General features: G+C 41.1%; 18 protein-coding genes. 17 read left to right on the top strand and 1 reads right to left on the bottom strand.

Features of this window, described 5'->3' with window-relative positions:
* Positions 1-142 precede the first annotated feature (142 nt).
* From thyA to mnmA, 17 genes are all read left to right on the top strand, one after another.
* Positions 143-973 (top strand): thymidylate synthase, encoded by an 831-nt coding sequence (gene thyA / locus WKT03_RS03995; RefSeq protein ID WP_340390934.1) that lies wholly within the window; start codon positions 143-145, stop codon positions 971-973.
* Positions 974-1,104: 131 nt separating this feature from the next.
* The gene (locus WKT03_RS03990; protein WP_021943767.1) at positions 1,105-2,214 is read left to right on the top strand and encodes a YbjQ family protein; all 1,110 of its coding nucleotides are present in this window, start codon (positions 1,105-1,107) and stop codon (positions 2,212-2,214) included.
* 2 nt (positions 2,215-2,216) lie between these two features.
* Positions 2,217-3,239 carry a rhomboid family intramembrane serine protease gene (locus WKT03_RS03985; RefSeq protein WP_340390933.1) on the top strand — a complete coding sequence of 341 codons (1,023 nt, stop codon included), beginning with the start codon at positions 2,217-2,219 and terminating at the stop codon, positions 3,237-3,239.
* Positions 3,240-3,280: 41 nt separating this feature from the next.
* Positions 3,281-5,788 (top strand): hypothetical protein, encoded by a 2,508-nt coding sequence (locus WKT03_RS03980; RefSeq protein WP_340390932.1) that lies wholly within the window; start codon positions 3,281-3,283, stop codon positions 5,786-5,788.
* Positions 5,789-5,845: 57 nt separating this feature from the next.
* The gene (locus tag WKT03_RS03975) at positions 5,846-9,382 is read left to right on the top strand and encodes a hypothetical protein (protein ID WP_021943770.1); all 3,537 of its coding nucleotides are present in this window, start codon (positions 5,846-5,848) and stop codon (positions 9,380-9,382) included.
* 186 nt (positions 9,383-9,568) lie between these two features.
* Complete coding sequence (locus WKT03_RS03970) at positions 9,569-10,555, top strand: rod shape-determining protein (RefSeq protein WP_021943771.1); 987 nt, start codon at positions 9,569-9,571, stop codon at positions 10,553-10,555.
* 17 nt (positions 10,556-10,572) lie between these two features.
* Positions 10,573-12,606: a YgiQ family radical SAM protein gene (locus WKT03_RS03965; protein WP_021943772.1), complete on the top strand. Its 2,034-nt coding sequence runs from the start codon at positions 10,573-10,575 to the stop codon at positions 12,604-12,606.
* A gap of 217 nt (positions 12,607-12,823) precedes the next feature.
* On the top strand, positions 12,824-14,008 hold the full coding sequence (locus WKT03_RS03960) for an acetyl-CoA C-acetyltransferase (RefSeq protein ID WP_008400709.1): 1,185 nt from the start codon (positions 12,824-12,826) through the stop codon (positions 14,006-14,008).
* Between the two features lie 49 nt (positions 14,009-14,057).
* A complete protein-coding gene (locus WKT03_RS03955; RefSeq protein ID WP_340390931.1) occupies positions 14,058-14,849 on the top strand; it encodes an enoyl-CoA hydratase-related protein in 792 nt (263 codons plus the stop codon).
* Positions 14,850-15,000: 151 nt separating this feature from the next.
* Positions 15,001-15,873 (top strand): 3-hydroxyacyl-CoA dehydrogenase family protein, encoded by an 873-nt coding sequence (locus WKT03_RS03950; RefSeq protein ID WP_021943773.1) that lies wholly within the window; start codon positions 15,001-15,003, stop codon positions 15,871-15,873.
* Positions 15,874-15,909: 36 nt separating this feature from the next.
* Complete coding sequence (locus WKT03_RS03945) at positions 15,910-17,076, top strand: acyl-CoA dehydrogenase (protein WP_008400712.1); 1,167 nt, start codon at positions 15,910-15,912, stop codon at positions 17,074-17,076.
* Positions 17,077-17,092: 16 nt separating this feature from the next.
* Positions 17,093-17,878 carry an electron transfer flavoprotein subunit beta/FixA family protein gene (locus WKT03_RS03940; RefSeq protein ID WP_008400713.1) on the top strand — a complete coding sequence of 262 codons (786 nt, stop codon included), beginning with the start codon at positions 17,093-17,095 and terminating at the stop codon, positions 17,876-17,878.
* Between the two features lie 27 nt (positions 17,879-17,905).
* The gene (locus WKT03_RS03935; protein WP_008400714.1) at positions 17,906-18,967 is read left to right on the top strand and encodes an electron transfer flavoprotein subunit alpha/FixB family protein; all 1,062 of its coding nucleotides are present in this window, start codon (positions 17,906-17,908) and stop codon (positions 18,965-18,967) included.
* Between the two features lie 362 nt (positions 18,968-19,329).
* Positions 19,330-20,736 (top strand): MATE family efflux transporter, encoded by a 1,407-nt coding sequence (locus tag WKT03_RS03930; protein WP_445293043.1) that lies wholly within the window; start codon positions 19,330-19,332, stop codon positions 20,734-20,736.
* 130 nt (positions 20,737-20,866) lie between these two features.
* The gene (gene nifS / locus WKT03_RS03925) at positions 20,867-22,054 is read left to right on the top strand and encodes a cysteine desulfurase NifS (RefSeq protein WP_173788636.1); all 1,188 of its coding nucleotides are present in this window, start codon (positions 20,867-20,869) and stop codon (positions 22,052-22,054) included.
* A 99-nt stretch (positions 22,055-22,153) separates the two neighbouring features.
* A complete protein-coding gene (nifU, locus tag WKT03_RS03920; RefSeq protein ID WP_021943777.1) occupies positions 22,154-22,594 on the top strand; it encodes a Fe-S cluster assembly scaffold protein NifU in 441 nt (146 codons plus the stop codon).
* A gap of 75 nt (positions 22,595-22,669) precedes the next feature.
* On the top strand, positions 22,670-23,758 hold the full coding sequence (mnmA, locus tag WKT03_RS03915; RefSeq protein ID WP_021943778.1) for a tRNA 2-thiouridine(34) synthase MnmA: 1,089 nt from the start codon (positions 22,670-22,672) through the stop codon (positions 23,756-23,758).
* A 102-nt stretch (positions 23,759-23,860) separates the two neighbouring features.
* Here the strand turns inward: mnmA and WKT03_RS03910 are convergent, their stop codons facing one another.
* Positions 23,861-24,676, bottom strand: coding sequence for a histidinol-phosphatase HisJ family protein (locus WKT03_RS03910; protein WP_117784902.1), 816 nt, complete (start codon positions 24,674-24,676; stop codon positions 23,861-23,863).
* Positions 24,677-24,699 lie beyond the last annotated feature (23 nt).

Raw genomic sequence — 24,699 nt, 5'->3', positions numbered from 1 at the left:
AAAAGGTGGCTGCAGGAGCGTTGATGTAATAACTTGTATGGTTTGATGTAATAACTTGCATGTTTCGGGATAAAAAGTTGCGTTTTTAATATTGATACGGTACAATTACAAAAGTTCAGAAGATAAAAATGGAGGTATAAAAATGAGCCGTGCAGATGATATATTTATTTCAATGTGCCGTTCGATCATAGAGAACGGATACAGTACAGAAGGGGAAAAGGTTCGTCCAAAATGGGAGGATGGAACCAGTGCCTATACGATCAAACAGTTTGGTGTTGTGAACCGGTATGATCTTTCAAAAGAATTTCCGGCGATCACACTTCGCAAGACATATGTGAAATCTGCTATTGATGAACTGCTCTGGATCTGGCAGAAAAAATCAAATAATATCCATGATCTGAAGAGCCATATCTGGGATAGCTGGGCAGATGAAGATGGATCGATTGGAAAAGCATATGGTTATCAGATGGGAGTAAAACATCAGTATAAAGAGGGTATGATGGATCAGGTGGATCGTCTGATTTATGACCTGAAACATAATCCATATAGCAGACGTATGATAACCAATATGTATGTGCATCAGGACCTTCACGAAATGAATCTGTATCCATGTGCATACAGTATGACCTTTAATGTGACCGGAGACCGCCTGAATGCTATATTGAATCAGCGTTCACAGGATGTACTTGCAGCAAATAACTGGAATGTGGTCCAGTATGCAGTGCTGGTTCATATGATCGCGCAGGTGACAGGCTTCAAACCGGGTGAACTGGTTCATGTGATCGCAGACGCACATATTTATGACCGCCATATTCCGATCGTGAAGGAACTGATCGAGAGAGAAACCTATCCTGCACCGAAATTTAAAATGAATCCGGATATAAAGGATTTTTATGAGTTCACAGTAGATGATTTTACGATCGAAGATTATAAGACCGGACCTCAGGTGAAAAATATTCCAATCGCGATTTAACGGATATTTGTAGTTATTTGAATAAAATTACTAAAAAAAGATGGTATTTTAAGATAAAATTCACAAAAAGTATTTGTCTATTCTAAAAACTTGTGGTACAATTTCCATATATTTTTGGAGGTGCGTTACACATGGAAGATATTATGATTACATCTGGCACAAGTTTTGAAGGATATGAGATCTCAGAATATGGTCCATATAGATTTGTGCAGACAATTTTAAGTTCAAACTTTCTGAAGGAGATTGGTTCATCAATTGCAGATATTGCTACAGATCGAAGCAGCATATATCAGGAGAAGCTGGATGGAGCAATGAATGAAGCAATCAAGTCATTCAAGGAGATGGCTGGCAAGACCAAGTACAATGCAGTTGTAGGTTTCCATACAAATGTAGTAGATTACTCATCTAATATTACATCTGTTGTTGCTGCGGGTACATTGGTTTCTATCAAGAAAGAATATCAGTCCGAGTTTGAGAAGAGCGTATTTGTCAGAAAAGAGTTATATGTTAATAACTATTATGACAAGCTTGTTCCAAGAGCTGTAAAGATCGTTCTTGCCTCAGAAGGAAAAGGAACCAGAATATCAGCATGGTTTAATAATTACAATATGGAAGATATCAAAGCAATCAAGGCAGATATTAAATTTACAAATATTTATGGTGATGAGATCACATTGACCGGAGTTGATTTCGTATTTGATAAAACAGGCCAGTCGCTTCTGAAGTCTGATTATGTTGAATGTAAGCTTCCGGATAAGTACATAAAGATCATTTCAAGCTCAAAGGTATATATCCAGAAGTATGTAACTTCCCGTGGAGTATATTCCTGCGGAGATGATCCGATCGATGTAGATCTCAGTCCATTAAAGTTCAAAGCCCTTAAGATGAAAAAAGGTCTGGATGCGGTATGTAACTATAAGTCAGACGGACTGGTATGGACCTGTAACTGTGGTCATGTAAATGAGGGCGGAGCAGAAGAATGTGTGATCTGCTCCAGAAAACAGGATGAGATGAAGAACACGGTTTCCTTTAATTATGAGCCTATGATCGAGGAAATGCGTCAGAAAGAATATGTTATGGAGATCAAGGATGTCCTTATGAAGCACATTAAGGACATTGATTCCGGCCTTCGTATGCAGTTGTTGGAAATCATGGAGTCCGGTCTTCAGTATGAGAAGACCCGTGGCAATATGAAGGATACGGTTATTGAAAAGGTAGAGAATCTGTTCCTTGGATTATAAAAATGCAGCAATATGTTCTACAGATAATTGAGCATCTGGAAGAAATGGGATATAAAAAACTGAATCCTGAAAGCAATAACGTATATGGCAGACTGGGAACAGATGCCATATATGTTGTTGTGCTTGGAAGCAGCAGAGATCTGAGGGCAGAAAGCTTACAAAAGTTTAACAGACAGATCATACATGACTTGTCTGCAGACAGTGATAAAAGGATCAAACTGCTTAATATATTACTGACACCGAATGGATTGTTTGATGATTCTGTAAATGAGATTGTTTCAAAGATGAGCAATGTCTGGCTATTCAGTGAAGACTATGGCAAACTGTATGTGTTTGAAAATCAGCCAATGGATTTTGATGGCTTGCAGCCGGTGCTTGACAAACAGATCCTGCAGGAAAAGGGCAGGAATCTTTCAAGGATCCGTAAAACGTTTGGTGTAATAACACCGATATTGATATTAATCAATATTATTATTTTCGTGATATCTGTATATACAAGAGATGCAGCGGGAAATTCTTGGCTGGAGGAATTGCTTGCGGATAATTTGTATGACGTAATCGTAGAAAAGCAATATTATCGAATCATAACATCCATATTTTATCATTTTTCTCTGATTCATCTATTCAGCAACATGGTTGTTCTGGTTGCGCTGGGAGCGAGAGTTGAGAATCTGATGGGACGGATTGTTTTTCTGATTTCATATTTGTTTTGCGGGATCACCGCTTCAATTTGTTCGTTGATCAGCTGTTATCTGGGAAATTATTATACATATGCAGGTGGCGCATCCGGGGCAATCTGTGGATTGATGGGAGTGCTGATCGTATTTGCATTTTTTAATAAGGGACATATTTCAGGAATTTCGTTAAAAGATCTTTTGTTTTTATCCGTGCTCACAATATTAAATGGATATGTTTCAGATGGAATTGATAATGCAGCGCATGTAGGCGGCCTTATCGCTGGACTTTTAGTTGGTATAATTGCGATCCTGATCCATAAGGCTGTTGTAAAAGATAAACCTATGTGATAAAATTAAGAGATGAAAAAAATTGTTAGGAGTATGGTTTGATGGGTACTGGAATAAGTATGTCAAGTGTGAATAAAATTAAAGAACTGGCTGAAAGCAGAGACTATAGTCTTGCTTTGGATATACTTGAACATCAGGATTTGACCAAGTCCCTTTCGCCACAGTTTATTAAGATCTGTGGTGAAGTTTATTATGAAAACGGGCGGTATCAGGAAGCCCGTGCTGCTCTTGTAAAAGCACATTCCATGGCACCTGTAGGGAATAAGATCATATATTCTCTGATCCGGGTATATTTATCCATGGGCTTTTATTCACTGGCAAATACCTATTATGAAATATATAAATTTAATCAGAATGAAAAAGATGCGGGTACATATAGGATCGAATATATGCTTGCGAAAGCAGAAAGAAAACCATACAAGGAATTGTATGGTATTCTGATATCGGCAAATGAAAAAGAAACAAGTGATATCTGGGATTTTGAGATGCTTTTATTGTATAAAGCAATGGGAAATGAAGAAAAATTCCAGTCGAAAGCCGAGATGTTCTGTGCAACTTATAAAGGTTCATCTTATATTGACAAGGTGAATCAGTTAAGAGAGAAATTATATGATGTTGATAAAGCCATCTATTGTTATCCTGAAACGGAAGCAATGGATGACGATATCGCGCAGCAGGATGTCCGTCTGATGGAAGAGAAAGTATTAGAAGCAGATGATTTGAGAATCCATCCGAAAGATCCAAAGATCACATTGATGGTTGAGGATCGGGAACCAGTTACGAATTCTATGAAGTTTAAACAGATGCTTCTGAAGTCGAAAGAAAAGAAAGAATCCAAGAAGTTACAGAAACAGGAAAAAAAAGCAGAACAGCAGAAAGAACAGACAGATCAGGAAGTATTGGATACTCCGGAGAATTCTGATCAGGAAGTGAATACCGGAAAGAAAAAGTGGTTCCTTAAGAACCGGATGTCAAAGAAAGAAGAAGAGGCAATTGAGGAAGCATTTGCGGAGCAGGAGAACTCAGAAGTAGACCGTGATCAGCTTCTTGGCGAGATTGTAAATCCGGAATCTGATGAAACTGTCGCTGAGAATGGCATGGAAGCTGAAGCAGAACCGGTTGCTGATTCTACAGGGGATGAGAAGAAGCCGAGAAGTCTGGATGAATTATCAGAGGATTCATTTGAAGATGGCGTTGACGATTTTGATTTTGATAACGAAGAATATGATTCTGTATTGATGGTAGATGTGGATGATGCAATCATGCCGGAACCATCGAATGAACATACAGAAGAGATTCTCGAAGAAGCTCCGGAAGAGATTATATCCGAAGATATAACTGACGCTTCAGATGTTGAGAAACCTGAGAATGTTGAATCGGAAGAACCTGAAAAATCTGAAACCGATGAGCAACAGATTGAGAAGAAATCAGAATATACGGAATCTGTTGAAGATCATGAGATTACTGAGACGGAGACAAAAGATGCTAAAGAACCTGAGACATCAGAATCGAATGAAGAAGATGCCGACAGTGCTGAGACGCCAGGGCCGGCCGGGGAAGATGATGATTCTGTTGTTATAGAGGAAGTAGAAGAAACTGAGAAATCTGAGCTTGAAGAAACAGCAGAAACCGCTGAGCCTGCAGAAGATGCTGAAAAGGCAGAGATGCTGGAGGAAAATCAGGAACTGGAGTTAGAATCAACGGATACAATGGAGAAAACAACTTCTGATGATCCGTTTGATATAGATATAGCGATTCAGTCGCTTGATGAATATACATTTGACGCAGATACCTGGGAAGATGATTCATTTGAACAGGCATATGAGGATGATGATATTGTGGAGATCGAAGCAGCAACCGGATCTGACACAAAAGTGGAAGTCGAAACAGAGAATGAAGCTGAAGAGGAAGTAGAAATCGAGCCGGAAGTGGAGGCTAGGGCTGATTCCGAGCCTGGATCAGAATTAGAAGTCGAAGCTGAGGCTGATTCTGAGAAAGAATCTGAGAGTAAGACGGAAGCTGAGAAGGATGTTGAAATTGATTCTGAAGCTGTGGTTGAAATGAATTTAGAGGCCGAGGTCAATCCGGAATCTGAAACGGAACCAGAACCAGAATACGGGATTGAATCGGAAAAAACGGCACATAGACGGGACTTCCCGATATTTCGTTCAAGTCTGTTTCCGGATTATAACAGCGACAAACCTCCAGTTGTAGAGTTGATGAAAGAAACGGTTGATATGAAGGCTGAATATGACAGAAAAATGTCAGATAATCTGGAAAAAGAAGAACAGCTTATTAATCAGGCAGATGAATTACTGGCAAGACTTGGTATAGAGCTTGGAACCAAATATGCATCAAATACAGACTACTTCAATATGCATAGTGATAGCTTTGTTAACCTGATTGAAGATGAAACAGACGTCGAAAACGCGGATCTGTCATCTGATGAGAAGGTGATATCGGAACAAGAAGATAACAGAAAAGAACAGCTTGAGCACCTAGATAAAAAACAGGAGAAGAAATACAAGCTTAAGAGGAATGACAAATAATTAGATTAATATATAAATATTATTTTTTATTTGATAATGTGGAAGGAGGCGTACAAATTGGCTGTAGATCAAACAGAAGCTATGATTGCTGCGATAAAGGCACAGCTTGAAAAAGAAAGAGCCGCTGAAGCTGCAAAGCAGAAGAGACTGGAAGAAGAGCAGGCACTGAAAAATCTGAGCAGTAATAAAAAGAAGTCTTCAGATAGTGGAAGCAAGAGCCAATATAAGACTTTGTCTGCTGAAGAACTTGCGCGTATTGAGGAGAAGAAACGACGTAAGAGAGAAGAAGCATTGGGTATTGTTCATGAGGATAAGCCTGAAGAGACAGAGAACAACGAAGCAGAAACTAATAAGCCAGATACAAATAAAGAGGCAGAGGGTGAAGCAAAAGAAGCAAAGACAGAGGATAAGAATGACAAGCAGGAAATGCCGAAGATCAGTCTTAACCTTGGTGGTATTGCCGATGAAGGCCTTGGCGGACTTGGCGGCGGTTTAGGAAGCGGACTGGGAGAAGGTCTCGGTGGCGGACTTGGCAGCGGTTTAGGAAGCGGACTTGGTGGCGGACTTGGCAGTGTACCTTCAGAAGGCGGATTGTCCGGAAAAACAGAGGACGCAGGCAGTGGCCTTGGCGCTTCATTAAATATTAAAGGTAAGGTGGATGATTCCCTTTCACCTAGTAAAGTTGGTGAAGCAGAGAAACAGACACTTACAGATGATTCTGTACGTTTTGATGAGGATGATATGTCTTCTGTTGCTGCAGATGATGCAGAATGGACACCAGGAAAGAATGTTGAGGTAAAAGAAGTAAAGACACCAAAGGGTAATGATAAAAATGGTGACTTGTTCAGTATTTTACCTGACAGAAACAAAAACGCATCTGATGTTTCGTCCATGTATGATATAGATGATGATGATGATGATTTCCTTGGTGCCGGCATTGAGAATCTGTCAAATATAGATGAGACAAGTGAAGAAGAAGCAGCACGGATCAAGGCAGAAGAGGAAGCTAGGAAGAAAGCAGAAGAGGAAGCTAAGAAGAAAGCAGAAGAGGAAGCTAAGAAGAAAGCAGAGGAAGAAGCCAAGCGTAAAGCTGCAGAAGAAGAAAACCGTAAGAAAGTAGAGGAAGCCCGCAAGAAAGCTGCTGTAGAAAAAGCAAGGATCGAGGCTGAAACAAAGAAGAAGCAGGCAATCGAACTGGCTGAACGGAAAGCACAGGATGCAAAGAATGTTGTTGAGACCGCTCAGAAGACCATTGCAGATTCAGAGAAAGAAGAAAAAGAATTAAAACTTCAACTGGAAGAATGTGCAAAGAAGAAGGCTGCTTATGATGACAAGGTAAAGGCTGAATTTGATGCAAAGAAGAAGGCAGATGAAGAACTCCTTGCAAAAGAAGATGCAGAGCTGGATTCAAAGGTAACTTCGATCAAGAAAGAGATTGAGGATACAAACAAAAAGGCACAGAATGAGTCTGATAAGGTATTAAAGGAATGCGATCCTGAAACCATTAAGACAAAGATCATCAATGATGCGCAGGCTGTTGCAGATGCAGCGATCAAGAAGCTGGCAGATGCAAAGAAGGCAAATATCGAGAAGCATGAAGCTGAATATGCGAAAGCATGTAAAGATGCTGAAACATCATCAACCAAGCTTGAGGAAGATAAGAAGAAAGCAATTGAAGCTGCTAAGGAGAAGAAAGAAAAGCAGAATGACAAAGCTAAGAAGCTGATGGATGATGCAGAACAGAACAAGCAGCGTGCTGGCGTTATCTTTACTGATTCAAAGAAAGCAGAAGAAGAGGCAGCATCGAATCTTAAGAATACAACTGAGATGGAATCTGAGTCATTGAAGGCGCTTGCGGGACTTGAAAATAAACTTGCTGAAAGTGAGACCAAGTTAAAGACTGCAATGAACAATAATGATTCCGCAGCAAAAGCAATAGATACAGCAAAGAAAGCTTTAAAGGATGCAGAAGCAAAAGAAGCAGAAGCATTAAAGAAACTGGAGGAGGCAAGATCTGCAAAGGCAGCGGCTGAAGCCAGAATTTCCAAGGGCGAGGCTGATAAGAAGAAGCATCAGTCTGAAATTGATACGCTTAATGAAGAGAAGAAGACTACAAATGCAGATATTGCAGAAACAAAGAAAAATGTAGAATCCTTCAAGGCTGCAAAGGCAGAGGCACAACAGGCTTTGGATGCTGCAAAGAAGTCGGTAGTTGAAGCGGAAGATCTGCTTTCAAAGGCTGAAAATGCAGAGGAAGAAGCTGAACAGATTCTGGAAAAGGCTAAGATCGAAGAAGAAGTTGAGATCCAGAATGCCGAAAAGACTGCAGCAGATGGTAAAGATAATCTGGAAAAAGAAAAGAAAGCCAGAGATGATGCGCATGAGAAATTCCTTGCAGATGAGGAAGAAAAATATGCAACAGGAGAGGCTGCAGAACTTGAAAAGGTTCAGTCTGCTGCAATGACAGCAGAAAAAGAAGCTGCTGATTCCCGGAAGAAGGCAGAAGAAGCTGCAAAGAAGTTGCTGGATGCTGCAAAGAAGAAAGAAGAAGAATTAAAGAAGAAGATTGCGGATCTTAAGACGGAACAGGCAGAACGTATTGTAGCTAGAAAAGCTGCAGATGAAGAAGCAGTTAAGAAAGCAGAAGAAAAGAAGAAACATGATCTTGATTCTCTGTTAAAAGAAGAAATCAGTACAAAGAAGCAGTTAGAAGAAGTTACAAGCAGAGCTGCAGCGGCAGCAAAAGTGCTTGAAAAAGCAGTTAAGAAGGAAGAGGAAGCAAGAAAACAGGCGGAACTCTTGAAAGCCGGAAAACTGGATGAAGCTGCAAAGATTGATGTTTCATTAGAAGCAACAGATGAAGCTGCTGTAGAAGCAGAACAGAGTGAGATCAATCAGGAAATGAAGAAAGCATTACCTGCAGAAGCAAAATATCTGTATAAATATCTGTGTGTAAATCCTGCGGGAGCACAGATTGTAAATGTTCTTCAGACTATGAAGGTTGATCCAAAGAGGTCAAAGAACCTGGTAATCCTTGGATTACATGGATTTGGTTCTGCCAAAATCGGAGAAGATTTTGCAGAGTGCTATTATGACCTTGGCTTCTGTACATCTCCTGCAAAGGCAAAAGTAAAGGCAAAAGTAATCAACAGTGGTAAACTTGCAGGTGCAGTTACAAAACTGAAGGGTGGCTGTCTGATCGTTGAAAGTGCCGGATTGATCACACCGGAGCGTTTCAAAGAAATGGTTGATCTTTGTTCCACAGAAAAGAATGATGTAAAAGTTATTCTTACCGGCGAAAAAGTTGCACTCAGCAAGATGCTTGCAGATAATATGACACAGGCGAGAAGTTTCAATAACAGAGTATATTTCGATCAGATCAAGGAAGAAAATATGATCGTCATTGCCAAAGAATATATCATTGAAAAAGGTTATAAGTATGAAGATGGTATTGATGGCAATATTAAAAATGTACTTATGGCAATGGAATCTGGTAATATTGACAGATTATTGACAGCTATCGATGAAGCAATCGAACGTGCAGATGCAAGAAATGCAGAAGCAAAGAAAGTTATGAAGACGGATATAAAATAAGAAAGAAAAATAGCAGTCGTATGATTGTATTTTCCAGCTTATATTTTGGTTGAAAAAAATGGTGCCAATGTTTATAATATTTATTATTGTAAACTTGGCACTTTTTTGTGCGGTGATGAGGCAAGATTTGTATTTAAAGTAGATTTTGACAACTGCCGGGATAACTTTAAGGAGATATAAGATAGTATGGATATTGGAGTAGATTTGGGAACCTCAAATGTGCTGGTATATGTTAAAGGTCGTGGAGTAGTCATCAACCAGCCATCTGTTGTAGCATATGAAAAAAACTCAAAGCGCATTATTGCGATTGGAAATAAAGCGAAGAAGATGATCGGAAAGACACCGGAGTCAATCGAGGTCGTAAGACCGCTTGTAAAGGGAGTTGTTTCAGATTATACTGTTACAGAGCGAATGTTAAAAGTATTTATCCGTAGCGCGATGGAGAAACGGACCGGAGTTGGCAGACCGAAAATCTGTGTCTGCGTTCCGAGTGGGGTAACGGAGGTTGAACGAAGAGCGGTCGAGGATGCGGTCTACAGGACGGGTGCAAAAAGTGTCTATGTTATGGAAGAGCCGCTTGCGGCAGCAATCGGTGCTGCTGTTGATATTGAAGAAGCGAAAGGAAATATGGTCGTAGATATCGGAGGAGGTACAACGGATATTGCGGTTATATCACTTGGTGGAGCAGTTGAAAGTCAGTCGATCAAAGCAGCGGGTGATGATTACAATGCATCGATGATCCGTTATATCAGAAGAAAGTATAATCTTCTGATCGGAGAACAGACTGCGGAGAAAGCAAAGATAGCGGTAGGATCGGTCTATGAGAGGCCGGAGGACATCACCTATGTTGTAAAGGGAAGAGATCTGATCAAGGGACTTCCAAAGGCGATCACGATCACCGCAAATGAGACAATAGAAGCATTTGCAGATACAACTTCTCATATTTTGACGGCAATTCACGGGGTACTTGAGACGGCTCCGCCGGAGCTGGTCGCGGATATATCGGTAAATGGAATTGTTCTGACCGGTGGTGGCAGCTTGATGTATGGAATGGATAAGCTGATCAAGGAAAAAACGGGAATTGATACGTATGTTTCTGATAAAGCGTTAGAAGCAGTTGCACTTGGCGCCGGTATGTCGGTTGATATTGCAGCAAGAAAAGAAGAAGCATAGAAAGCAGAGAAAAGAAAATGACAAATACACATAATTTTCTGCCGGTGAATAAAAAAGATATGATAGAAAGAGGATGGGAACAGCCGGACTTCGTGTTTATTACCGGAGACGCTTATGTGGACCATCCTTCTTTTGGTCCGGCAATTATCAGCAGAGTTTTGGAAGCACATGGATATAAGATCTGTATGATTCCACAGCCGGATTGGAAAGATGATAAGAGTATAGATGTATTCGGCAGACCAAGACTTGGTTTTCTGGTTTCCGGTGGCAATATGGATTCTATGGTCAATCATTATACTGTTTCAAAAAAACACAGAAGTATGGATTCCTATTCTCCCGGTGGAAAGATGGGGCTGAGACCGGATTATGCAACAGTGGTATATTGCAATCTGATCCGTAGAACGTATAAGGATGTTCCGATCATTATTGGTGGGATTGAAGCAAGTCTCAGAAGACTTGCACACTATGATTACTGGTCAAATAAATTAAAGCATTCAATTCTGATCGATTCACAGGCAGATCTGCTTTCCTATGGCATGGGCGAACACAGCATGGTTGAGATTGCAGATGCGTTAGACAGCGGAATAGATGTCAGGGATATCACATTTATCAGAGGAACAGTCTACAAGACAAAGGATTTGTCCTGTGTAGAAGCTCCGGTGATCCTGCCTGATTATGCAGCACTTCAGGAAGACCGTTTAAAATATGCAGAAAGCTTTTATACACAGTATATCAATACAGATCCATATTCCGGAAAAGTGCTGGTGGAAGGATATGGCAACCGGGGATATGTTGTTCAGAATCCTGCGGCATATCCGCTCACGCAGATGGAGATGGATGACGTATATGGGTATGATTACATGAACACCTATCATCCAATGTATGAAAAGGATGGGGGAATTCCGGCTATAGCAGAGGTGAAGTTCAGTCTGGCAAGCAACCGTGGATGCTTTGGCGGATGCAGCTTCTGTGCACTAACTTTTCATCAGGGCAGGATTGTTCAGACCAGAAGCCATGAATCAATCATTGAAGAAGCAAAGCACATGACGAAAGATCCGGAGTTTAAAGGATATATTCATGATGTTGGAGGACCTACAGCGAATTTCAGACATCCGTCTTGTGAAAAACAGATGAAATATGGTGTGTGTCAGAATAAACAATGTCTGTTTCCAAAACCATGTCAGAACCTGAATGCCAGTCATAAAGATTATGTTGAGCTGCTCCGTAAATTAAGACAGATACCCGGTGTGAAGAAGGTATTTGTAAGATCCGGTATACGATTTGATTATCTGCTTGCAGATCATGATGATACCTTTTTACGGGAGCTTTGCCAGTATCATGTCAGTGGACAGTTAAGAGTTGCACCGGAGCATATCTCAGATAATGTTCTGAAGTACATGGGAAAACCATCCAATCAGGTATATGAGACATTTATAAAAAAATATGAGAAAATCAATGAACAGTATGGGTTGAAACAATATGCAGTACCGTATCTGATGTCATCACATCCGGGTTCTACTTTAAAAGATGCAGTCGCACTGGCAGAATACATCCGTGATATCGGATATATGCCGGAGCAGGTACAGGACTTTTATCCAACACCATCGACAATCTCGACCTGTATGTATTACACAGGGGTAGACCCGCGAACGATGGAACCGGTATATGTGGCGAGAGATCCACATGAAAAGGCAATGCAGCGTGCACTGATCCAGTACAGAAGACCGGAGAATTATGATCTGGTAAAAGAAGCTCTGATAAAGGCAGGGCGGACAGATCTGATCGGATTCGAAAAGCATTGTCTGATAACTCCAAGAAAGATGGATAGGAATACTTCGGGACATAAAGATGTCCATAAAAAGAATCCGTCAGGACAGGCAACACGGAATCAGAATAACAAGAACAGTAATCATAGAAAACAGGATAAATCCGGTAAAAATTCAGGAAGTTATAAATCCGGGCAGGATAACAGAAACAGCAGAACCGGGAAACCTGCAGGACAAAATGATAAAAAATATCAAAAACAGAAAACAGGAAAGAAAAAACACTGATATTTTATATAAAATTAAGAAAATAACCAGAAATGAAAAAATAATGATTTCTAATGCGTGCATTTCATTTTTGGTTGCGTGGTACTTTCTTTTGTGCTAGAATGTAGCCAGAAAGTGTGCTGTTATGTCAATAATGGTCATTATTGTGCCATTTACAGCATGAATGTACCATGATATAACACTTACATTATAAAAAAATACGGAGGATTTCATTATTATGGCAAAGAAAATTGTATTAGCAGGCGCATGCCGTACAGCTATCGGTACTATGGGCGGATCATTAAGTACAACACCAGCTCCAGTACTTGGTTCAATCGTTATCAAGGAAGCTTTAAACAGAGCAGGAGTTCCTGCAGATCAGGTAGATCATGTATATATGGGTTGTGTAATCCAGGCAGGTCTTGGACAGAATGTTGCACGTCAGGCATCAATCAAAGCTGGTCTTCCAATTGAGACAACTGCTGTTACAGTTAACGTTGTTTGTGGTTCAGGTCTGAACTGTGTAAATATGGCTGCTCAGATGATCGAAGCAGGAGATGCTGATATCGTTGTAGCAGGTGGTATGGAAAACATGTCAATGGCTCCATATGCTGTAATGCAGGGACGTTTCGGATACAGAATGAATGATGGTAAACTTGTAGATACAATGGTACATGATGCTCTTTGGGATGCATTCAATGATTACCATATGATCAAGACTGCTGATAACATCTGTGAGCAGTGGGGACTTACTCGTGAAGAACTTGATGAGTTTGCAGCAAAGAGCCAGCAGAAGGCTGTAGCAGCTCAGGAGTCAGGTGCATTTGACGCAGAGATCGTTCCAGTTATGGTTAAGAAGAAAAAAGAGATGGTTGAGTTCAAGAAGGATGAGGGACCAAGACCTGGTACAACAGTTGAGACACTTTCAAGACTCAGAACTATCAATCCAAATGGTTTCGTAACAGCAGGTAATGCTTCAGGTATCAATGATGGTGCAGCAGCTATCGTTGTTATGAGCGAAGAAAAGGCTAAAGAACTTGGTGTTAAGCCAATGGCTACATGGGTAGCAGGTGCTCTTGGTGGTGTTGATCCATCTATCATGGGTATCGGACCAGTTGCTTCAACAAAGAAGGTAATGGCTAAGACAGGTCTTAAGATCGAAGATTTCGATATCATCGAAGCAAACGAAGCATTTGCAGCTCAGTCAGTTGCAGTAGCTAAGGATCTTGGATTTGATGTTGACAAGCAGGTTAACCCAAATGGTGGTGCAATCGCACTTGGACATCCAGTAGGAGCTTCAGGATGCCGTATCCTTGTTACACTTCTTCATGAGATGCAGGCAAAGGGTGCTAAGACAGGTCTTGCTACACTTTGTATCGGCGGTGGTATGGGCTGCTCAACAGTTGTTAAGATCGAAGACTAATCCGGTCGGCTGAAAAACCATATTACATTTCTATATAAGGAGATAAACGATGGAATTCGTAACATATGAACAGGACGGATTTGTTGGTGTTATCACTATTAATCGTCCAAAGGCATTAAACGCATTAAACAGCACAGTTCTTGAAGAACTGGATGCAACATTCAAAGCTGTTGACCTGAATACAACAAGATGTCTTGTACTTACCGGTGCAGGAGAGAAATCATTTGTAGCAGGTGCAGATATCGGAGAGATGTCAACACTTACAAAGGCTGAAGGCGAAGCTTTCGGTAAAAAGGGTAATGACGTATTCCGCATGATCGAGACATTCCCAATCCCTGTAATCGCAGCCGTAAATGGATTTGCACTTGGTGGTGGATGTGAGATCTCCATGAGCTGTGATATCAGAATCTGTTCTGAGAACGCAGTATTTGGTCAGCCTGAAGTTGGCCTTGGAATCACACCTGGATTTGGTGGAACCCAGAGACTTGCCCGTCTTGTAGGTGCAGGAATGGCAAAGCAGCTGATCTACACAGCAAGAAATATCAAAGCTGATGAAGCATACAGAATCGGTCTTGTAAATGCTGTATATCCATTAGAGGAGTTATTACCGGCAGCTAAGAAGATGGCTTCTATCATTGCAGCAAATGCTCCGATTGCAGTTCGTAACTGTAAGAAAGCAATCAATGATGGATTACAGGTTGATATGGATCAGGCAATCGTTGTAGAAGAGAAATTATTCGGCGATTGCTTCGAGACAGGGGATCAGAAGGCAGGAATGGGCAACTTCCTTGAGAAAGATAAGGAAAAGAAATTAAAGGTTGTTCCTTTCCAGAATAAATAAATCAACAATCTTGATATTGACGTTTAGGGTGGTTATTTTGAAATCGAAATCAACCATCCTAAATGTTTGATATACCAAAGTGAGCATGTCAAACGAAACGTATATGAATTTCTCATGTTTGCTTAAAAATAATTTTTAGGAGGATATTAAAATGAAAGTTGGCGTTATTGGTGCAGGAACCATGGGTCAGGGAATTGCTAAGGCATTCGCTCAGGTTGATGGATATGAAGTAGCACTTTGCGACATTAAGCAGGAATGGGCTGAAGGCGGTAAGGACAAGATCGCTAAAGGTTATGCCAGACTTGTTGAAAAAGGAAAGATGACACAGGAGAAGGTTGATGGTATTCTTGCCAGCATCACTCCGGGTCTTAAGGAAGACTTATGCGCAGATTGTGACCTTATCGTAGAGGCTGCTTTCGAGAACATGGAAGTTAAGAAGACAACATTTTCTGAGCTTGACAAGATCTGCAAGCCAGAGTGTGTATTTGCATCAAATACATCTTCACTTTCCATCACTGAGATTGGAAATGGTCTTACCCGTCCTATGATCGGTATGCACTTCTTCAATCCAGCTGACAGAATGAAGCTTATCGAAGTTATCGCAGGTGTTAACACACCGGCAGAGAATGTTGATAAGATCGTTAAGATCTCAGAAGAGATCGGTAAGACACCTGTACAGGTAAATGAAGCTGCCGGGTTTGTTGTAAACAGAATCCTGATTCCAATGATCAATGAAGCTGCATTTATCAAGATGGAAGGTGTGTCAGATATCGCTGGTATCGATGCAGCTATGAAACTTGGTGCAAATCATCCAATGGGACCTCTTGAATTAGGTGATTTCGTTGGTCTTGATATCTGTCTTGCTATTATGGATGTACTCTATAACGAGACAGGCGACAGCAAGTATCGTGCATGTCCATTACTTCGTAAGATGGTACGTGGCGGCAACCTTGGTGTTAAGAGTGGTAAGGGATTCTATGTATACAATGCTGACCGCACAAAGACACCAGTTGATGCTCAGTAATTGACTGATAAATATATTTATGGAGGAAGAAATAGAATGGATTTCGCTTTAGACAAGAAGTATGAAATGGCGCAGAACTTATTCAGAGAATTTGCGCAGAATGAAGTAAAGCCTCTTGCTCAGGAAATTGATGAAAATCACAGATTCCCTAGAGAGACAGTAGAGAAGATGGCAAAGTATGGTTTCTTAGGAATACCTGTTTCTAAGGAAGATGGTGGACAGGGTTGTGATCCTTTAACATATGTTATGTGTGTTGAGGAACTTTCAAAGGTTTGTGGTACTACTGGTGTTATTGTTTCCGCACATACATCTCTGTGTGTAGATCCAATCCAGACATACGGTACACCAGATCAGAAAGCTAAGTACCTCCCAGATCTTGCTTCCGGTAGAAAGCTTGGCGCATTTGGTCTTACAGAGCCGGGTGCTGGTACAGATGCACAGGGTCAGCAGACAAAGGCTGTTCTTGATGGTGATGAGTGGGTTCTTAACGGATCTAAGTGTTTCATTACAAATGGTAAAGAAGCAGATGTATATATTATCATTGCAGTTACAGGTACAATTGAAAAACGTGGTAGAAAGCAGAAAGAGATTTCAGCATTTATCGTAGAAAAAGGCACTCCGGGATTTACATTCGGAACAAAAGAAAACAAGATGGGTATCTGTGGTTCATCCACATATGAACTTATCTTCACAGATTGTCGTATTCCTAAGGATGCACTTCTCGGACAGAAGGGCAAGGGATTTGGTATTGCAATGCATACACTTGATGGTGGTCGTATTGGTATCGCAGCTCAGGCTCTTGGTATTGCTGAGGGTGCTCTTGATATCACAATCGACTATGTTAAGGAAAGAAAGCAGTTTGGTCGTTCAATCGCTCAGTTCCAGAATACTCAGTTTGTACTTGCTGATCTTGCAACAAAGGTTGAAGCAGCTAAGTTACTGGTATACAAGGCAGCTAAGAAGAAAGAACAGTACCAGGCTGATCACAAGACTTCATACTCTGTAGAAGCTGCTATGGCTAAGCTGTATGCGGCAGAAGTAGCTATGGAAGTAACAACAAAGTGTGTACAGTTACACGGTGGTTATGGTTATATCAAAGAGTATGATGTAGAACGTATGATGCGTGATGCTAAGATTACAGAAATCTACGAAGGAACTTCAGAAGTTCAGCGTATGGTTATTTCTGCAAACTTATTAAAATAATTAGGAGGTACTTAACGTGAAGGTTATAGTTTGTATAAAGCAGGTACCTGATACAAAGGGTGGCGTTCAGTTTAACCCAGATGGTACATTAAACAGAGGAGCAATGCTTACAATCATGAACCCTGATGATAAGGCAGGTCTTGAAGCTGCACTTAGATTAAAGGATCAGTATGGAGCAGAAGTTACAGTTCTTACAATGGGTCTTCCAAAGGCTGCAGATGTTCTTCAGGAAGCAATCGCTATGGGCGCTGACAAGGGCGTTCTTGTAACAGATCGTGTTCTTGGTGGAGCTGATACATGGGCTACATCAACAACAATCGCTGGAGCACTCAGAAAGCTTGATTATGATCTTATTATTACAGGTCGTCAGGCTATCGATGGAGATACAGCTCAGGTTGGACCACAGATCGCTGAACATCTTGGAATTCCAGTTATTTCATATGCACAGGAGATCAAGGTTGACGGAGATTCCGTAATCGTTAAGCGTCAGTATGATGATGGATATCATATGTTAAAGGCTAAGATGCCTTGCCTTGTAACAGCACTTTCAGAGTTAAATGAGCCTAGATACATGACTCCAGGTGGAATCTTCGATGCAGTTAATGCAGAGATCACAACACTTGGCAGAGCAGACCTTGTAGATGTTGATGATTCAAACCTTGGTCTGAAAGGTTCACCAACAAAGATTGCAAAGGCTTCTGATAAGGTAAGAAAGGGTGCAGGCGAGAAGGTTGTACCTGATTCTCCAGATGAAGCAGTTAGCTATATTGTTGGCAAGTTAAAAGATAAGCATGTAATCTAATATAGTAAAGGAAAAGTGGTGAATAAAATGGGCGCAATGAACGCAGAAGATATGAAGAACTACAAAGGCGTATTTGTCTTTGCACAGCAGGTAGATAATAAGTTAAGTGGTATTTCATTTGAATTGATCGGTGAAGGAAAGAGACTTGCAGATAAGCTTAATGAAAAGGTTACAGCAGTCCTGATCGGTTCCGACGTAAAGGGTCTTGTAGACGAACTTGCAGAGTACGGTGCAGACAGAGTTATCGTTGTTGATGATCCAGAATTAAAAGAATACAGAACTGAGCCATATGCACATGCACTTGCTTCAGTTATCAATGAGTACAAGCCAGAGATCGTTTTAGTTGGTGCTACGGCTATTGGTCGTGATCTTGGTCCTACAGTATCAGCAAGAGTAGCTACAGGTCTTACAGCAGACTGTACATTACTTGAAATCGGTGATTTCCCTCTTGTTGCACTTCCAAATCAGGAGCAGAAGCACAATCAGCTTCTTATGACACGTCCTGCATTCGGTGGTAACACAATCGCTACAATCGCATGTCCTGATAATCGTCCTCAGATGGCAACAGTACGTCCGGGCGTTATGCAGAAGCTTGACAGAGTAGCTGGCAAGAAGGCAGAAGTGATCGAGTACAATCCTGGATTTACTCCAAACAACAAGTATGTTGAGATCCTTGAAATCTCAAAGGCTGTTTCAGATATCAAAGATATCATGGACGCTAAGATCCTTGTTTCAGGTGGTCGTGGTGTTGGTTCAGCAGAGAACTTCAAGCTTCTTGATGATCTTGCAGAAGTACTTGGCGGACAGGTATCATGCTCACGTGCAGTTGTAGATTCAGGCTGGAAGCCAAAGGAGCTTCAGGTTGGTCAGACTGGTAAGACAGTTCGTCCACAGGTATACTTCGCAATTGGTATTTCAGGTGCGATCCAGCATGTAGCCGGTATGGAAGAGTCAGATATCATCATCGCTATCAACAAGGATGAGGATGCTCCTATCTTTGATGTAGCTGATTATGGTGTTGTTGGAGATCTGAACAAGATCGTTCCTGCTCTTACAGAAGCAATCAAGGCTGAGCTTGCTAACAAGTAATTCAGTTTATAATTGAAAATGAACATTTCGAACTGCTGGGTTTTATACCCGGCAGTTTGTGTGTAAATGAGCCAACAGGCGAGATGGGGCATGAAAGAACATGAGAATGTTCTTTCACGCACAAAAGGGTGTGCCCTATTACATATTTTTCTGTTGAAACAATAAAAACAATGCTGTATGATAAATACTGTTGTGAAAAAGACAAATGACAGTTAGATAAAAGAAGAATAAGGTTGAAGAGACAAATGAGTAAGTATGAAAAACAGGAAGAATTGAAACGAGAAGAACTAAGCCAGGAAGAGCAGCTGTTAAAAACAGAAGCTGACAACACAAAATTGACAGACGACAGTAAGAATGTAAAAATGACAGATGCGTGTGAAGAAAGCAGAACAGAAAATACTGCCGGAGAAAATAAGATGGGAACCATGCCAATGGGGAAGCTATTGATTTCAGTATCACTTCCAATGGTAATTTCAATGTTGGTACAGGCACTTTATAATGTAGTCGACAGTGTATATGTATCGCATTTTGATCAGGATGCACTGACGGCAGTATCGACGATATTTCCGTTACAGAATCTTATGATCGGGGTGACCTCCGGTCTCGGTGTCGGTTTTAATGCATTGATCTCCAAATCCCTTGGTGAAAAAAATCAGAAAAAAGCAAATGATGCAGCCAGGCAGGGAATCTTTCTGGAACTTATTGGATATGCAATTTTCTTATTGATCGGTTTATTTGGTATCGAAGCATTTATGAAGAGTCAGACGGATGTTGCAAAGATCATTGATTATGGAGTAGATTATGGACGTATCTGTTGTATCTGTTCCTTTGGTATCTTTGCACAGATGACATTTGAACGTATGTTACAGTCGACAGGTCGGACGCTTTACACAATGAAGACACAGGCACTTGGAGCTATTATCAATATTATACTTGATCCGATTATGATCTTTGGATATTTTGGACTTCCGGCAATGGGTGCTGCAGGTGCGGCAATAGCAACGGTTATCGGACAGTGTATTGCGGCATTACTTGCAATCTATTATAATCTGAAAAAGAATCCGGATATCCAGTTATCATTGAAAGGCTTCCGTCCGGAAGGTGATGTGATCGGAAGGATTCTTTCCATTGCAGTTCCTTCTATTGCGATGGTTGCGGTAGGCTCGGTAATGACATATGGATTTAACCGTATTCTATTTACATTTACGCCGATCGCAGTTTCAGTGTTTGGTATTTTCTATAAAGTACAGAGCATGGCATTTATGCCGGTTTTTGGTCTAAATAATGGTATGATCCCGATAGTATCATATAATTACGGAGCAAAACAGCCGGATCGAATGCTCAAAGCTGTTAAATATACAATGATGGCTGCAATCTGTTTCATGCTGTTATGTCTGACTGCGATGCAGGTGATTCCGGACCTGATTCTTAAGGTATTTGATGCACAGGAGGATATGATGGCGATTGGTATTCCGGCACTTCGTACGATGAGTATTTCATTCCTGTTTGCAGGAATCTGTATTGTATGCTCCGGTATGTTCCAGGCACTTGGTAAAGGTGTGTACAGTCTGATCGTATCCCTTGCCAGACAGTTGATCGTTCTGCTTCCGGTTGCCTATGCATTTGCAAAATTTACGCGTAATCTGGAACTGGTATGGTTGTCCTTCCCGATTGCGGAGGTTGTCAGTGTTATTCTTTCGATCGCTATGGCGTTACAGACAAAAAAGAAGATTATCGATCCTTTAAAGAATTCTGTGAAAACAGTATAGGTATAAGCAGAACATTTGTCATAAAATGGCATATTCTATAAAATAGCAGAATGTTTCATAAAGGATCAATATAAAACGACGGTTCGGGATATAGCTATGGTACATAAAGAATCAGAAAGAAGGAAATGAAATGTGTGATTTGATCTATCTCGATCATGCAGCAACGACGGCAGTTCATCCGGACGTTTTAAAAGAAATGCTGCCATATTTTACCGATAGATTCGGAAATCCATCCAGTGTTTATGGATTTGCGGCAAATAATAAAAATAAACTGACAGAGGCAAGAGAGACGATAGCCGGAGCACTTGGTGCAAAGCCGGAAGAGATTTATTTTACAGCCGGTGGTTCTGAGTCTGATAACTGGGCATTAAAATGTACGGCAGAAGCCTATGGAGTACATGGGGGACATATCATTACAACAAAAATCGAGCATCATGCTATCCTGCATACCTGCAAGTATCTGCAGAATAGAGGGTATGATGTAACTTATCTGGATGTAGATGAAAATGGATTGGTTGATCTGAATACACTTGAGGCGGCCATCCGGCCGGATACTTTTTTGATCTCGATCATGTTTGCAAATAATGAGATTGGAACGATTGAACCAATAAAAGAGATCGGAGAGATCGCACACAGACACGGTATTTTGTTTCATACGGATGCAGTTCAGGCATTTGGACAGATCCCGATTCACGTAGATGGAATGAATATTGATATGTTAAGTGCGAGCGGACATAAGTTTAACGGGCCAAAGGGAATTGGTTTTTTATATATCAAAAAAGGCTTAAAGTTAAAGAGCTTTATTCATGGTGGCCAGCAGGAGCGAGGACGCAGAGCCGGTACAGAAAATGTACCTGGAATCGTAGGTATTGCAAAAGCGTGTGAGATCGCAATGGCAGAAATGGAAGAACGGATGAAAAAGGAGACGGAGCTCAGAGATTATCTGATCGAACGGATATTGAAGGAGATCCCGTATACCAGACTGAATGGACATTCAAAGAAACGACTGCCAAATAATGTCAATATCAGCTTTCAGTTCGTGGAGGGAGAATCCATTCTGATCATGCTAGATATGGCGGGTATCTGTGCATCCAGCGGCTCTGCCTGCACATCGGGTTCGGTTGATCCTTCTCATGTGCTGCTTGCGATCGGACTTCCGCATGAGATCGCACATGGTTCACTGAGACTAACCATTGGATATGAGAATACGAAAGAAGAAATGGATACGGTTGTCGATAATCTGAAACGGATCATTACAAATCTACGTAATATGTCACCGTTATATGAGGATTATGTCAAGAAAAATCATATACAGTAAGATTGTTAAAAATGAAAGATCAGATTCGGTCGGAGTGAATATAAGAATGCAATTGTGAAATGTGTGAGATAAAACGCCCCAAGTGTGAAGGAGAATGATATGTACAGTGATAAAGTGATCGATCATTTCCAGAATCCAAGAAATGTCGGTGAGATTGAGGATGCCTCCGGTGTCGGTACGGTTGGAAATGCTAAATGCGGGGATATGATGCGGTTGTATTTGAAAATTAATGAGGAGCAGGTGATCATAGACTGCAAATTTAAGACCTATGGATGTGGAGCTGCAGTAGCATCCAGTTCCATGGCAACGGAGATGATTAAAGGAAAAACAGTTGCCGAGGCAATGAAGCTTACAAATAAAGCGGTTATGGAAGCATTGGATGGACTTCCGCCGGAAAAAGAACATTGTTCTTTGCTTGCAGAAGAAACACTGCATGCAGCTTTGTGGGACTATGCAGAAAAGCATGGAATCAAGATTCAGGGACTTGTAAGGCCGGTACAGGATATTGAAGACCGGATGGTGAGAGAACTGGAAGATTAAACAGTATTTGGATACTTGACAGCCGGAGAAATCCGGTTCTATACTGCAAGCAGGAATTGCAGGAAGGAAGATAAGATGGATAAAAAGACAGTATGTGTCGGTATGTCAGGAGGCGTGGATTCTTCTGTAGCCGCATATCTTTTAAAAGAACAGGGATATAACGTGATCGGTGTGACCATGCAGATCTGGCAGGATGAGGATGCAGATCAGATCAGTGAGCATGGCGGTTGCTGTGGCTTGTCGGCGGTAGATGATGCGAGAAGAGTAGCTGCACAGCTTGAGATTCCTTATTATGTAATGAACTTTAAAGAAGATTTTCGAAAATACGTCATTGACTATTTTGTAGATGAATACCGGAATGGAAGGACTCCGAATCCATGTATCGCATGTAATCGGTATGTAAAATGGGAGTCGCTGTTAAGGAGGTCGTTAAGTATCGGTGGAGACTACATTGCTACCGGACACTATGCAAGAGTGGAACAGCTTCCAAATGGCAGATATACCTTACGCGTGGCAAAAGGAATCGAGAAGGATCAGACCTATGCACTTTATAATCTGACACAGGATCAGTTATCAAAGACGTTGATGCCGGTTGGAGAATATAATAAGACACAGATTCGGCAGATTGCCGCAGATATCGGTATCCAGGTAGCAAATAAACCGGACAGTCAGGATATCTGTTTTGTACTGGATGGTGATTATGCCGGATATCTGGAACGGGAAGAGGGCTTAAAGGCAGTACCGGGAAATTTTGTAGATATGAATGGAAAAGTCCTTGGTACACATAAAGGTATAATTCATTATACAATCGGACAACGGAAGGGACTTGGACTTGCGATGGGACACCCGGTATTTGTTGTGGATATTATCCCGGAGACAAATGAAGTGGTGATTGGAGAAAATGCAGATACATTTTCAAAAGAGCTGATTGCAGATAAAACGAACTTTATGTCTGTCGAGCATCCGGAAGATGGTATGCAGGTGATCGGAAAGATCCGGTATGCACATAAGGGTGTGCCATGCAGAATTTATATGTTGGATGATGCCAGGGTTCGTGTTGTATTTGACGAACCGGTCCGGGCAGCGACCAAAGGACAGGCGGTTGTTTTTTACGAAAATGACTATATCGTCGGAGGCGGCACAATAAAAGAGATCATACGATAGGAATAAAAATGACGCTGGTGTGGATGCTATTATTTAAAAAATTATTATTGTTCTGCCACATACTCACCTATTATTACGCAAGACACTTCCGTTCTAGTACTCTTATAATTTATGAAATACAGGCTTCATCTGTTCAAAGGTGCAGTAATAGCGGAAACCTGTGGCGGTCAGGATGTCTCTGGCATAGGTTTCAAAGTCATAGCCGATGTATTTTGGAATATGTGCATCGCTTCCGACAGTGATGATCTCACCACCTAACTCCTTGTAGAGTTTAAGAATAGACGGATGAGGATGTGCATAAGTCATGTTTTTATATAGGCTTCCGGTATTGATCTCGATGCCCTTCCCATGTTCGATGATTGTTTTCAGAATTGCTTCAAAGACATCTGCATAATCAGAAAAGCGGAAGGCTGATTCGCCGGATGGACAATAACGGACGGCATAGTCCAGATGACCGTATATGGAATAATTATCAAAGGTTTGCACATTTGCAAGAATGGATTCAAAATATTCCAGCAGTGCTTCTTTTTCCGAACGTCCTTCATAGTAAGCGGGATAGTAGGGATCCTTGCCATATACAAGATGAGAAGAACCTATAATAAAGTCAAAATCATGATATTTATCTGTGTAGGCAATGATCTTGTCTGCGATATGAGACATCAGGCCGAGTTCGACACCGAGACGGATCGTAAGTTTATTCTTGTACTGTTCCTGCAACTTTCTTACAGCAGAAATATACCGGTCTGTATCTAACAGAAAGGTATGACCTTCCTCGTCTTTGGGATAATCAATATCATGATGATCTGTAATACAGATTTCAGACATGCCGAGGTGCAGTGCCTGTTCAACAATATCTGTAAGTTCTGTTTCAGAATCATCGGAAAATTCGGAATGTAAATGATGATCGCAAAGCTTCATATGTAAAAACCTCCTGTTGGATG

It is taken from the genome of Coprococcus sp. HCN-4056 (assembly GCF_037892645.1).
In the GTDB taxonomy this organism is placed as follows: Bacteria; Bacillota; Clostridia; order Lachnospirales; family Lachnospiraceae; genus Coprococcus; species Coprococcus ammoniilyticus.
The sequence above is the reverse complement of the archived record's forward strand: the minus strand, read 5'-3'. Positions and strand labels throughout refer to the sequence as shown.

What these genes read in the sequence shown, in the direction of transcription:
- thyA (WP_340390934.1), top strand. Translation starts at nt 143, where the DNA reads ATGAGCCGTGCAGATGATATATTTATTTCAATGTGCCGTTCGATCATA.
- WKT03_RS03990 (WP_021943767.1), top strand. Translation starts at nt 1,105, where the DNA reads ATGGAAGATATTATGATTACATCTGGCACAAGTTTTGAAGGATATGAG.
- WKT03_RS03985 (WP_340390933.1), top strand. Translation starts at nt 2,217, where the DNA reads ATGCAGCAATATGTTCTACAGATAATTGAGCATCTGGAAGAAATGGGA.
- WKT03_RS03980 (WP_340390932.1), top strand. Translation starts at nt 3,281, where the DNA reads ATGGGTACTGGAATAAGTATGTCAAGTGTGAATAAAATTAAAGAACTG.
- WKT03_RS03970 (WP_021943771.1), top strand. Translation starts at nt 9,569, where the DNA reads ATGGATATTGGAGTAGATTTGGGAACCTCAAATGTGCTGGTATATGTT.
- WKT03_RS03965 (WP_021943772.1), top strand. Translation starts at nt 10,573, where the DNA reads ATGACAAATACACATAATTTTCTGCCGGTGAATAAAAAAGATATGATA.
- WKT03_RS03960 (WP_008400709.1), top strand. Translation starts at nt 12,824, where the DNA reads ATGGCAAAGAAAATTGTATTAGCAGGCGCATGCCGTACAGCTATCGGT.
- WKT03_RS03955 (WP_340390931.1), top strand. Translation starts at nt 14,058, where the DNA reads ATGGAATTCGTAACATATGAACAGGACGGATTTGTTGGTGTTATCACT.
- WKT03_RS03950 (WP_021943773.1), top strand. Translation starts at nt 15,001, where the DNA reads ATGAAAGTTGGCGTTATTGGTGCAGGAACCATGGGTCAGGGAATTGCT.
- WKT03_RS03945 (WP_008400712.1), top strand. Translation starts at nt 15,910, where the DNA reads ATGGATTTCGCTTTAGACAAGAAGTATGAAATGGCGCAGAACTTATTC.
- WKT03_RS03935 (WP_008400714.1), top strand. Translation starts at nt 17,906, where the DNA reads ATGGGCGCAATGAACGCAGAAGATATGAAGAACTACAAAGGCGTATTT.
- WKT03_RS03930 (WP_445293043.1), top strand. Translation starts at nt 19,330, where the DNA reads ATGACAGATGCGTGTGAAGAAAGCAGAACAGAAAATACTGCCGGAGAA.
- nifS (WP_173788636.1), top strand. Translation starts at nt 20,867, where the DNA reads ATGTGTGATTTGATCTATCTCGATCATGCAGCAACGACGGCAGTTCAT.
- nifU (WP_021943777.1), top strand. Translation starts at nt 22,154, where the DNA reads ATGTACAGTGATAAAGTGATCGATCATTTCCAGAATCCAAGAAATGTC.
- mnmA (WP_021943778.1), top strand. Translation starts at nt 22,670, where the DNA reads ATGGATAAAAAGACAGTATGTGTCGGTATGTCAGGAGGCGTGGATTCT.
- WKT03_RS03910 (WP_117784902.1), bottom strand. Translation starts at nt 24,676, where the DNA reads ATGAAGCTTTGCGATCATCATTTACATTCCGAATTTTCCGATGATTCT.